This is a genomic window from Streptomyces sp. NPDC014727 (genome assembly GCF_043083485.1).
Lineage (GTDB): Bacteria > Actinomycetota > Actinomycetes > Streptomycetales > Streptomycetaceae > Streptomyces.
Genome location: NZ_JBIBYR010000002.1, coordinates 58,762 through 70,350, shown reverse-complemented (window position 1 = coordinate 70,350; position 11,589 = coordinate 58,762). Strand labels below are relative to the sequence as shown.

11 protein-coding genes are annotated in these 11,589 nt (G+C 70.1%); 5 read left to right on the top strand and 6 right to left on the bottom strand.

The features are described 5' to 3' along the window. The first annotated feature begins 230 nt into the window (after positions 1 to 230). Both ACF1B9_RS04000 and ACF1B9_RS03995 read left to right on the top strand, forming a co-directional pair. Positions 231 to 1,493, top strand: coding sequence for a nucleotide sugar dehydrogenase (locus ACF1B9_RS04000; RefSeq protein WP_391738890.1), 1,263 nt, complete (start codon positions 231 to 233; stop codon positions 1,491 to 1,493). A gap of 105 nt (positions 1,494 to 1,598) precedes the next feature. Continuing rightward, positions 1,599 to 2,198 (top strand): hypothetical protein, encoded by a 600-nt coding sequence (locus ACF1B9_RS03995; RefSeq protein WP_376272266.1) that lies wholly within the window; start codon positions 1,599 to 1,601, stop codon positions 2,196 to 2,198. 72 nt (positions 2,199 to 2,270) lie between these two features. On the opposite strand, the gene ACF1B9_RS03990 is transcribed toward ACF1B9_RS03995, so the two are convergent. The 4 genes from ACF1B9_RS03990 to ACF1B9_RS03975 all read right to left on the bottom strand — a co-directional run bounded on the left by ACF1B9_RS03990 (position 2,271) and on the right by ACF1B9_RS03975 (position 6,618). Then, entirely contained in the window at positions 2,271 to 3,395 is a 1,125-nt protein-coding gene (locus ACF1B9_RS03990; RefSeq protein ID WP_391738888.1) for a GuaB3 family IMP dehydrogenase-related protein, read from the bottom strand. A gap of 105 nt (positions 3,396 to 3,500) precedes the next feature. Further along, positions 3,501 to 5,003, bottom strand: a complete 1,503-nt coding sequence (gene guaB, locus ACF1B9_RS03985; protein WP_391738887.1) for an IMP dehydrogenase — start codon at positions 5,001 to 5,003, stop codon at positions 3,501 to 3,503. Between the two features lie 127 nt (positions 5,004 to 5,130). Continuing rightward, complete coding sequence (locus ACF1B9_RS03980; protein WP_093893485.1) at positions 5,131 to 5,706, bottom strand: sigma-70 family RNA polymerase sigma factor; 576 nt, start codon at positions 5,704 to 5,706, stop codon at positions 5,131 to 5,133. 300 nt (positions 5,707 to 6,006) lie between these two features. Then, entirely contained in the window at positions 6,007 to 6,618 is a 612-nt protein-coding gene (locus ACF1B9_RS03975; protein ID WP_003948568.1) for a response regulator transcription factor, read from the bottom strand. A 413-nt stretch (positions 6,619 to 7,031) separates the two neighbouring features. Between ACF1B9_RS03975 and ACF1B9_RS03970 the strand changes: the two genes are divergently transcribed. Continuing rightward, positions 7,032 to 7,367, top strand: a complete 336-nt coding sequence (locus ACF1B9_RS03970; RefSeq protein ID WP_266748016.1) for a WhiB family transcriptional regulator — start codon at positions 7,032 to 7,034, stop codon at positions 7,365 to 7,367. Positions 7,368 to 7,453: 86 nt separating this feature from the next. Here ACF1B9_RS03970 and ACF1B9_RS03965 read toward each other — a convergent pair whose 3' ends face one another. After that, complete coding sequence (locus ACF1B9_RS03965; protein WP_351074521.1) at positions 7,454 to 8,344, bottom strand: LysR family transcriptional regulator; 891 nt, start codon at positions 8,342 to 8,344, stop codon at positions 7,454 to 7,456. Between the two features lie 90 nt (positions 8,345 to 8,434). Here ACF1B9_RS03965 and ACF1B9_RS03960 point away from each other — a divergent pair, with 90 nt between their 5' ends. Both ACF1B9_RS03960 and ACF1B9_RS03955 read left to right on the top strand, forming a co-directional pair. After that, positions 8,435 to 9,118, top strand: coding sequence for an MOSC domain-containing protein (locus tag ACF1B9_RS03960; RefSeq protein ID WP_391739317.1), 684 nt, complete (start codon positions 8,435 to 8,437; stop codon positions 9,116 to 9,118). A gap of 71 nt (positions 9,119 to 9,189) precedes the next feature. Further along, positions 9,190 to 9,963 (top strand): SDR family NAD(P)-dependent oxidoreductase, encoded by a 774-nt coding sequence (locus ACF1B9_RS03955; protein ID WP_391738884.1) that lies wholly within the window; start codon positions 9,190 to 9,192, stop codon positions 9,961 to 9,963. Positions 9,964 to 9,971: 8 nt separating this feature from the next. Here ACF1B9_RS03955 and ACF1B9_RS03950 read toward each other — a convergent pair whose 3' ends face one another. After that, entirely contained in the window at positions 9,972 to 11,501 is a 1,530-nt protein-coding gene (locus ACF1B9_RS03950) for a right-handed parallel beta-helix repeat-containing protein (RefSeq protein WP_391738882.1), read from the bottom strand. Positions 11,502 to 11,589: the final 88 nt, after the last annotated feature.

The window sequence follows — 11,589 nt, the reverse complement described above, 5'->3', positions numbered from 1 at the left end:
GGGGTGGTCCGGCACGGGACGCGACCCGACCGAGCGGTCGGACGCCCCGCGCCCATCCCTCGATTCTGTCCGCCGTCCACGACTTCGGCCACCGCCTGTGGACAACACCAGGACGACAGGATCCCGACAATGCGACATATAGGTCATATTTACGCCTAGTCTGACATTGCGCTGTCCCCAGCGGTTGCGCTTTCCGCTCTCTCGGTCCAAGGGAAGGACGGCCCATCCACATGCCCGCAGACCTCGCTGTCATCGGACTCGGCCACCTCGGCCTGCCCCTCGCCCAAGCCGCTGTCGCCGCCGGTGTCCAGACCGTCGGCTACGACACCGACCCACGCGCCTACGCGGAGCTCTCGTCAGGCCACACCCCCGTCGAGGGATCGCTCACCGCCTCGGACGTCCGCCGGATGCTCTCGGGGGGTTTCCGGCCCACCACCGACCCGGCCGAACTGGGCCGGGTCCGTACCGCGGTGATCTGCGCGCCCACCCCGCTCGGCGCCGACCGCACCCTCGACCTCACCGCCGTCGGCGAGGCGACCCGCGCGCTCGCCGCCCGGCTGCGCCCGCACACCACCGTCCTGCTGGAATCGGCCGTCCAGCCCGGCACCACCGAGAGCTACGTGCTGCCCCTGCTCGAAGAGGGCTCGGGGCTGCGTGCCGGCCGCGACTTCCACCTCGCCTGCTCCCCCAGCCGCCTCGACCCCGGCAACAGGACCCACGTCTACGCCAACACCCCCAAGGTCATCGGCGGCCTCACCCCCGCCTGCACCGAGTCCGCCGCCGCCTTCTACGGCCGCCTCACCGACAAGGTCGTCCGGGCCCGCGGGCCGCGCGAGGCCGAGATGACGAAGGTCCTGGAGACCAACTTCCGGCACGTCAACATCGCCCTGGTCAACGAGATGGCGGTGCTCTGCCACGACCTCGGCGTCGACCTGTGGGACGTCATCAGGTGCGCCGAGACCAAGCCCTTCGGCTTCCAGCCCTTCCGTCCGGGCCCCGGCGTCGGCGGTCACGGCGTCCCCGTCGACCCGGGCTACCTCCCGTACAACAGCCGCACCCCCGGACACCCCCTGCGGATGGTCTCGCTCGCCCAGGAGATCAACGACCGGATGCCGCAGTACGTGATCCAGCGCTGCGCCACCCTCCTGAACGAACACGGCAAGTCCGTACGCGGTGCCCGGGTGCTGCTCCTCGGTGTCACCTACAAGCCCGACCTCGCGGACCAGGAGGCCTCCCCCGCCCGGGAGGTCGCGACCCGGCTGATGGACATGGGCGCCCAGATCGGCTACCACGACCCGCACGTCCTGGACTGGCGGGTACGTGAACTTCCGGTTCCGCGCGCCGACTCGCTGTACGAGGCGGCATCGAGCGCCGATCTCACCGTGCTGCTCCAGCACCACCGCACGTACGATCTCCAGGGCCTCGCGGTGAAGGCCCAGCTCCTCCTGGACACCCGGGGAGCGACCCCGGCAGGGGCCGCACACCGGCTGTAGGAACGGCTTTCCCCCGGGATTTCGGTGGGCGATGTCACAGGCGGCTGCTAGCCTGCGGCGTCACTTCTCGCACAGTCGTGCGCTTCGTCCCAGGGGGATACCACCATGAGCCAGCCCGTGCCGCCGCCGAACCAGCCGCAGCAGCCGTACGACGCCCAGCCCGGCGGCGGCAACCCGTTCGCCGGCCAGCAGCCCGGTGCCCCCACCGGCAACCCGTTCGCGGGTCAGCAGCCCGGCCCGTACGGCCAGCCCGGTCAGCCCGGCGCCGCGTTCGGCGGAGCGCCGTTCTCCCCGCCGGCCCCGGCCCGTGACAACCTGGGGCTCGGCCTGCTGACGGCGGTGGTCACGGCGCTCGTCGCGGCCTTCCTGTACGGCGTCATCGCGGGCGCGATCGAGCGCGAGGTCGGCTACATCGCCATCGGCGTCGGGTTCCTCGTCGGCTTCGCGGCGAGCAAGGTCGGCGGACAGAACCCGGTGCTGCCCGTGGTCAGCGCCGTTCTGTCGGTGGGCGCCGTCTACCTCGGCCAGCTCGTGGGCATCTCGATCATCTTCTCCGACCTGGCCCACCAGTCCGCCTCCAGCCTCTTCTTCGACCACTTCGACATCCTGACGAAGGCGTGGAGCGAGGCGGCGGACTTCAAGTCCTACCTCTTCCTGCTGCTCGGTGCCGTAGCCGCGTTCGGTGGCGCCAAGAAGGCCGCGTAACGCCTGCCCGGACACGGCAGGAGGCCCGGAACGCTTCGGCGGTCCGGGCCTCCTGCGTACTGCCGGGCGTACTCAGCGGCGGTGCTGCGAGTCCGCCACCGTCACCTCGACGCGCTGGAACTCCTTGAGGTCGCTGTACCCCGTCGTCGCCATCGCCCGGCGCAGCGCGCCGAAGATGTTCATCGAGCCGTCGGGGGTGTGCGAGGGACCGGTGAGGACCTCCTCGGTCGTGCCGACGGAGCCCAGGTCCACCAGCTTGCCGCGCGGCACGTCCTCGTGGACGGCCTCCATGCCCCAGTGCCGGCCGCGGCCCGGCGCGTCCGTCGCACGGGCCAGCGGGGAGCCCATCATCACGGCGTCCGCGCCGCAGGCGATGGCCTTGGGCAGGTCGCCGGACCAGCCGACGCCGCCGTCCGCGATCACGTGCACGTACCGGCCGCCGGACTCGTCCATGTAGTCGCGGCGGGCTCCGGCCACATCGGCGACCGCGGTCGCCATCGGGACCTGGATGCCGAAGACGTTGCGCGTGGTGTGTGCGGCGCCGCCGCCGAAGCCGACGAGGACACCGGCCGCACCGGTCCGCATCAGGTGCAGGGCGGCGGTGTACGTGGCGCAGCCGCCGACGATCACCGGAACGTCCAGCTCGTAGATGAACTGCTTGAGGTTGAGCGGCTCGGCCGCACCGGAGACGTGCTCGGCGGAGACCGTCGTACCGCGGATGACGAAGATGTCCACGCCCGCGTCGACGACGGCCTTGGAGAACTGCGCGGTGCGCTGCGGGGAGAGCGCGGCGGCGGTGACGACGCCGGAGTCGCGCACCTCCTTGATGCGCTGGCCGATCAGCTCCTCCTGGATGGGGGCGGAGTAGATCTCCTGGAGACGGCGGGTCGCCGACTCGACAGGCATCGCGGCGATCTCGTCGAGCAGCGGCTGCGGGTCGGCGTGCCGGGTCCACAGGCCCTCGAGGTTGAGAACACCGAGGCCGCCCAGCTCACCGATGTGGATCGCGGTCTGCGGGGAGACCACCGAGTCCATGGGAGCCGCCAGGAACGGCAGCTCGAAACGGTAGGCGTCGATCTGCCAGGCGATCGAGACCTCCTTCGGGTCGCGGGTACGGCGGCTCGGAACGACGGCGATGTCGTCGAATGCGTACGCCCGGCGGCCGCGCTTGCCGCGCCCGATCTCGATCTCAGTCACGATGGTGTGGCCTTTCCCTCTATGTCTGCGCTGTCCAGTATCCCCGACACACGGCTGAGGGGCGGTCCCGGGAACCCCGGGCCGCCCCTCAGCTGCGCTGACGCGTTACTTCCTGCTGTAGTTCGGCGCTTCGACCGTCATCTGGATGTCGTGCGGGTGGCTCTCCTTGAGCCCCGCGGACGTGATGCGGACGAAGCGGCCCTTGGTCTCCATCTCGTCGATGGAGGCGGCACCCACATAGCCCATGGTCTGACGGAGGCCGCCGACGAGCTGGTGCAGCACGTTGGCCAGCGGGCCGCGGTAGGGCACCTGGCCCTCGATGCCCTCGGGCACCAGCTTGTCGTCCGAGGCCACGTCGGCCTGGAAGTAGCGGTCCTTGGAGTACGAGCGGCCCTGCCCGCGGGACTGCATCGCCCCGAGGGAACCCATGCCGCGGTACGACTTGAACTGCTTGCCGTTGATGAAGAGGAGCTCGCCAGGAGACTCCTCGCAGCCCGCGAGGAGGCTGCCCAGCATGACCGTGTCGGCGCCGGCGGCGAGCGCCTTGCCGATGTCGCCGGAGTACTGCAGACCGCCGTCCCCGATGACCGGGACGCCGGCTGCGCGGGCGGCGAGGGCGGCCTCGTAGATCGCGGTGACCTGCGGGACGCCGATGCCGGCGACCACGCGCGTGGTGCAGATGGAGCCGGGGCCCACGCCGACCTTGACGCCGTCGACACCGGCGTCGATCAGGGCCTGCGCGCCGTCACGCGTCGCGACGTTGCCGCCGATGACGTCGACGCCGACGCTGGACTTGATCTTCCCCATCCAGCTCAGCGCGTTGCTGTTGTGTCCGTGCGAGGTGTCGACGATGAGGAAGTCCACACCCGCCCCGGCCAGGGCCTGCGCGCGCTCCAGTGCCTCGGGGCTGGCGCCGACGGCCGCGCCGACGAGGAGACGGCCCTCGGCGTCCTTGGCCGCGTTAGGGTACTGCTCGGCCTTCACGAAGTCCTTGACCGTGATGAGGCCCTTGAGCACGCCCGCGTCGTCGACCAGCGGAAGCTTCTCGATCTTGTGGCGACGCAGCAGCTCCATGGCGTCGACGCCGGAGATGCCGACCTTGCCGGTCACGAGCGGCATCGGCGTCATGACCTCGCGCACCTGGCGGCTACGGTCGGACTCGAACGCCATGTCGCGGTTGGTGACGATGCCGAGCAGCTTGCCCGCCGGGTCGGTCACCGGGACGCCGCTGATGCGGAACTTGGCACACAGTGCGTCGGCCTCGGCCAGCGTCGCGTCCGGGTGCACGGTGATCGGGTCGGTCACCATGCCGGACTCGGAGCGCTTCACGAGGTCGACCTGGTTGACCTGGTCCTCGATGGACAGGTTGCGGTGCAGCACACCGACGCCACCCTGCCGCGCCATGGCGATGGCCATCCGGGACTCGGTGACCTTGTCCATCGCCGCGGAGAGCAGCGGAATGTTCACGCGTACGTTGCGGGAGATGCGGGACGAGATGTCGACTGCGTTGGGCAGCACTTCGGATGCGCCGGGCAGCAGCAGCACGTCGTCGTATGTCAGCCCGAGCGTCGCGAATTTCTCGGGCACTCCGTCGACGTTTGCAGTCATGACACCTTCCCCAAATGGCCTTGATCGGTGCGGATGTCCATGCTAACGGCCTCCGGGGGTGTCTCATTCCACGAGCAAGATCACCTAGAGGTTCTGTAGCTTCGTACGGACGCCGACAGAAGCCGGCTCACTGCTCCGCGAGAGCCCGCAGCCTGCTCAGCGCCCGGTGCTGGGCGACCCGGACCGCACCCGGTGACATGCCGAGCATCTGTCCGGTCTCCTCGGCGGTCAGGCCGACCGCGACCCGCAGAACGAGCAGCTCACGCTGGTTGTCCGGGAGGTTGGCGAGAAGCTTCTTGGCCCAGGCGGCATCGCTGCTGAGCAGGGCGCGCTCCTCGGGCCCGAGTGAGTCGTCGGGGCGCTCGGGCATCTCGTCGGAGGGCACGGCGGTCGATCCCGGGTGGCGCATGGCGGCCCGCTGGAGATCGGCGACCTTGTGGCCCGCGATGGCGAAGACGAAGGCTTCGAAGGGCCTGCCGGTGTCCTTGTAGCGCGGCAGCGCCATCAGCACCGCGACACAGACCTCCTGCGCCAGGTCCTCCACGAAGTGGCGGGCATCACCGGGCAGCCGGTTCAACCGGGACCTGCAGTAGCGCAGCGCGAGGGGGTGGACATGGGCCAGCAGGTCGTGCGTGGCCTGCGCGTCCCCCTCGACAGCACGGTGCACCAGTGCACCGATCACCGTCGTCTCGTCGTCGCGCATCGGACCATGGTGCCTCGGAGCCTCGTCTTCCGCTCCGCCGCGTCCGTAGTTGTGCACCGAAGCGTTATGAGCGGGTGCGCCGGAAGTCATGCCCTGCGCCCTCCCCTTCCGCTCGACCGAATCGTTCCCGAGGAACTCCACCACCTCTCAAGGATGCGGCATCGGCCGGGAAGCGTCACATACCGTCGGCGCGCAGGGCACCACCGGCAGGGCGGAGCCCGCCCCGCGTACGTCGGTCACCCCACCCCGTCCGCCGGTGGGCGGACGGGGAACCGCACGACTGCCGGCCATGACAGGACCTCAGCGGACCAGGCCCCAGCGGAAGCCGAGCGCGACGGCGTGCGCCCGGTCCGAGGCACCGAGTTTCTTGAACAGACGCCTGGCGTGCGTCTTCACCGTGTCCTCGGAGAGGAAGAGCTCACGGCCGATCTCGGCGTTCGAACGGCCGTGGCTCATCCCTTCGAGCACCTGGATCTCACGCGCGGTGAGCGTCGGCGCCGCACCCATCTCGGCCGACCGCAGCCGGCGCGGGGCGAGCCGCCACGTCGGATCGGCCAGCGCCTGGGTGACGGTGGCCCTCAGCTCCGCGCGGGAGGCGTCCTTGTGCAGATATCCGCGGGCCCCGGCGGCGACGGCGAGCGCGACACCGTCCAGGTCCTCGGCGACGGTCAGCATGATGATCCTGGCGCCGGGATCGGCGGAGAGCAGCCGCCGGACCGTCTCCACACCCCCCAGACCGGGCATGCGTACGTCCATCAGAATCAGATCCGAACGGTCGGCGCCCCAGCGGCGGAGGACTTCCTCGCCGTTGGCCGCCGTCGTCACACGCTCGACGCCGGGCACGGTCGCGACCGCGCGACGAAGCGCTTCTCGGGCAAGCGGGGAGTCGTCGCAGACGAGGACGGATGTCATGACCGTCCTCCGCAGCTGATGCGCGTCACCTTGAGCCTCCAGGCTGTTACAAGTCGTCACCTGAGCGGTTGACGCTCTCGGACATCTGCCCGATCGCTTTTTCTGTCAACCGCCTCCGCCCTCTCAACGATGGTCACTCGAAAGAGTTACGGGTCGGACGGCCGGGTTCGGCACTCTACGTGAGGACGCGTGCACACAGGAGAGCGGCGCGGATCATCCAACAGTCAACCGAAACTCCACATCAAGATATGCCCCATTTAGCGGGTTTTCTTCCCTTTTGCTGGTGTCTGTGGCTAGATTCGCAATCAGTCATATTTACATCTACTTACACCGTAGATGTAAATGTCATGGACACGGTCACCAATGGACGACAACGACGATTCCGACGCAGCATGGTTTCGAGGGGACAAGCAATGGCAGATTTCTCCCGCCTTCCCGGACCCAACGCCGATCTGTGGGACTGGCAACTGTTGGCGGCCTGCCGCGGGGTCGACAGCTCACTGTTCTTCCACCCGGAGGGTGAACGCGGGGCGGCACGGAGCGCCCGCGAGAACTCGGCAAAAGAGGTCTGTATGCGATGCCCGGTACGTGCCGAGTGCGCGGCCCACGCGCTCGCGGTACGAGAGCCCTACGGAGTGTGGGGCGGACTGACCGAGGACGAACGCGAGGAGCTCATGGGACGGGCCCGCAACCGTCTGATCGCGGCGGCGGCGCCGTCGGGCGTTCCGTCCCCGTCGGGGCACGGTTGATCCCGCCGACCCCGCCCAGCAAATAGAAAAACGTTTCCGCGTTTCACCCGGCCACCGAGGGGGGCCGGGTCACAGGCAGGCCTCCGTCAGCGGGCGGCCGCCAGGGACAGCCGGTCCAGGGTGGCCGCCACCGCCGGCACCTGGGCCAGGTCGGGCAGGGTCAGGGCGACGATCTCGCGCTCGATGGCCGGTTCCACCGTCACCGTGCGGGCCCCCTTGGGACGCACCGACTCGATCGCCAGCTCCGGCAGTACGGCCACTCCCAGTCCGGCGCCGACGAGACCGACGACCGCCGGGTAGTCGTCGGTGGCGAAGTCGATCCGGGGCGTGAAGCCGGACTCCTCGCAGACCTCCACCAGCTGGCGGCGGCAGCGCGGGCAGCCGGCGATCCACGACTCCTCGGCCAGTTCCGCGATCCCGACCGCGGCCGAACCGGACAGCCGGTGCCCCTCGGGGACCAGGCCGATCAGCCGGTCGGTGAGCAGCGGGCGCACGACCAGGTCGTCCCACTCCGCGCCCGGGACGCCGTAGCGGAACGCCAGCGCGATGTCGCAGTCGCCCTCGCGCAGCATCTCGACCGAGCGCGGCGGCTCGGCCTCGACCAGGGAGACCCGGGTGCCGGGGTGGGCCGCGCGCAGCGCCGCGAGGGCGCCGGGGACCAGGGTGGAGCTGCCGCTCGGAAAGGAGACCAGGCGGACCCGGCCGGCCCGCAGGCCGGCGATCGCGGCGACCTCCTCCTCGGCGGCGGTGAGCCCGGCGAGGATGCCGGAGGCGTGCCGGACCAGAGCCTCGCCCGCCTGGGTGAGCCGCATCTCGCGTCCCGTGCGGATCAGCAGGGTGGTCCCCGCGGAGGCCTCCAGCGCCTTCATCTGCTGGCTGACCGCGGGCTGGGTGCAGCCCAGCTCACGGGCGGCGGCGGAGAACGAGCCGGTGGCGGCCACGGCGCGCAGAACACGGAGATGACGGGCTTCGATCACCCTTCAACCATAAGCCGCTCTTGGATCGGATGCGAATTATTGCCCTGCATCTTTGGGGCTGACATGGATAGCGTTTCCCGTATGAAGCCGATGAAGTTGCTCACCGTGAACGTGGGACGGCCGAAGACCGTCGACTACACCGACGCCCCCGGCGGCGCGACCGGGATCGACAAGCGGCCGGTCGACGGCCCGGTACGCGTCACCGACCCCGGCCCCAAGGGCACCGGCGGCAGCGGACTGGCCGGGGACGCGGTGTGCGATCTGCGTCATCACGGCGGCTCCGACCAGGCCGTGTACGCCTTCGCCCGAGAGGAACTCGACGCCTGGGAGCGGGAGCTCGGCCGGCCGCTGCCCAATGGCGCGTTCGGCGAGAACCTGACGACCAGCGGGCTGGACGTGAGCGGCGCGAAGATCGGCGAGCGTTGGCGGATCGGCCCGGAACTGGTGCTGGAGGTCGCGTCGAGCCGCATTCCGTGCCGTACGTTCGCCGCCCATCTCGACGAGCGGGGCTGGGTCAAGCGGTTCACGCGGGCGGCCGCCCCCGGCGCGTACCTGCGCGTCGTCGAGCCGGGCTCGATCCGCGCCGGGGACCCGGTCGAGATCGTGCACCGGCCCGGCCACGACGTCACCGTGGACCTGGAGTTCCGGGCCACGACGACGCGGCGCGAGCTGCTCCCGGAGCTGCTCGCGGCGCGCGAGGCGCTGCATCCCGAGACGCTGAGTGCCGCGCTCAAGTACATGGAGAAGACGGCGGAGGAGGCGGCGGGCGCCTGATCGCGGAGGGGGCGCGGGGCGTCGGTGCCTGTCCGGCCGTGATCCGCCGGACAGGCACTAACGTGCCGCTCATGACGACTGCACTGATTACGGGCGCGACCGCGGGGATCGGAGCCGCCTTCGCGCGGCGGCTGGCGGCCGACGGGCACAACCTGGTGCTGGTGGCACGCGACACCGAACGGCTGCGCGAGCAGGCGACCGAGCTGCACGACCGGCACGGCATCGAGGCCGAGGTGCTCCGGGCCGACCTGTCCGAGGACAAGGGCATCGCCGCGGTCGAGGACCGCTTGACGGACCGTCACCACCCGGTCGACCTGCTGGTCAACAACGCCGGGTTCGGCAACAAGGGCCGCTATCTGGACGTGCCCATGGCCGATGAGCTGAACATGCTGAAGGTGCACTGCGAGGCGGTACTGCGACTGACCTCGGCGGCCGCGGCCGGGATGCGGGAGCGCGGGCGGGGCGGGGTCGTCAACGTGGCCTCGGTGGCGGCGTTCCTGCCGCGCGGGACGTACGGCGCGTCCAAGGCGTGGGTCGTGCAGTTCACCCAGGGCGCGGCGAAGGACCTGGCGGATTCGGGGGTGCGGCTGATGGCGCTGTGCCCCGGTTTCGTACGGACGGAGTTCCACCAGCGGGCCGGGATGGGGACCGGCAACATCCCCGGCTGGATGTGGCTCGACGCGGACAAGCTCGTGGCGGCGGCCCTGGTGGACCTGGCCCGCGGCAAGTCGGTCTCGGTGCCGGACCCGCGGTACAAGGCGTTGATGGGGCTCGTGAAGGTGACGCCGCGCGGCCTGCTCGGAGGGGTCACCTCCAAGACAGGCCGCAAGTACGGTCCTCAATGAGCGGTCGGTTACCGCACTCCCCGGCCCGCGTAGGCGCCGATGTTGGGGGCGCCGGGCTTCAGCTCGTTGCCGAAGTAGTCCTTGCCGCCGTTGTTCTCGATGACGGCTCCGGCGGCGAGGGCGGGCGAGCCCGCGCCGAGCCGGAAGTCCGTGCGGAGCTTCGGGTCGGCCGTGGTGCCGCCGGGGTCGGGACGCGTCATGTCGATGCCGTAGAAGGCGTTGTGGTCGAAGGAGAGCCCGGCCGTCGGGTTCTTGAAGGCGTAGCCACCGGTGCCCTCGCTCACGAAGACGTTGTTTCGGACGGACAGTTCGTGCTGCGTGGTGGCCGGGCTGCCGGCGTCGTCCTGGACGAGGTAGCCGGGGATCTGCTCCTTGTTGTGAAAAGTGTTGTTGTAGATCTCCGTGCCGAGGATCGGGCCCCAGCAGTTCTGGATCAGGCGGGCGCCGTCGTCACGGCTGACGTTGTAGCGGGCGACCGTGCCGATGGTCTTTGCGCCGCTGTACGGGCAGATCAGCAGGAAGCCGCCCTTGTTGTCGTGGCTGTGGTTGTACTGGAAGACCGTGTTCTGCGAGGCGCCGTCGGCGTCGAAGGACATCCCGTCGTGGGTGTTTCCGCCACCCGAGACCTCGTTGTACTCGACGGTCGTGTCGTCGGTGTTGAAGGTCCAGATGCCCGCGTTGGCGGAGGGCGAGCGGAGCTGGAAGCCGTCGACCCGGTTGTGGTCGACGCGGGCGCCGCTGGTGGTGTCGAGCTTCATGCCGTCGCCCGCCAGGGACTTCAGCGTGTTGTGGTGGACACGGACACCGGTGCTGGGCGTCCACTTTCCCGGGTAGACGTTCGGGTCCTGCTGCTGGCCGACCAGATCGCGCTTGGAGAAGGTCGACTTGAAGTAGATGCCCTCGCGGTCGACGTCCTCGATGCGGTTGTGCCCGATGTCCAGGCCGTCGTACCAGCTGGCCTTCGTCCTGCCCTCGACCGCGATGTGGATCGCGCTGGAGCCGGACACCGTCTTGTAGTCGCCGCCGCGCACATCGTGGATGTAGAGGCCGGAGATGTCGAAGCCGCGGGCGACGCCGTAGTCGGTGAGGCGGAGGCGGACGCCGTTGCGCTCGCTGCCGGGGTTGGCGGCGTTGGTGATCTCCAGGTCCTTGACGTGCACGTACTGCGTGTCGGAGAGCAGGACGACATCGTGGGCGCCCGCTCCGTCGAGCCTGGCGCGGGCCGGGCCGTTCCCGTAGTCGGCGATGGTGAACGGGGCACGGGCGGAGCCGGTGCCCTCGGGGGCGAGGGTGCCGGTGCAGGTGGCGCCGCGCTTGAAGAGCAGCCGGTCGCCGGGTCCGTAGGTGTGCGCGTTGGCCTCGGCGAGCGTGGTCCAGGGGTGCTGCTTGCTGCCAGTGGCACCGGCCGGCGCGGCGGCACAGTCGACATGGAAGGTGCGGCCGGCGGGCGCGGCCTGTGCGGCGCTCTGACCGGCGACGGTCAGCCCGGCGGCGGCCGTCAGGGCCGCGAGCGCCGCGGCGGTGACGCGATGTCTCACAATTCCTCCGTACGAACAGTCAGGGACGGGACGAGTCGGCATCGCCGGAATCCTGGACTCGGATTGATCGAACGTCAATGGATTGCGT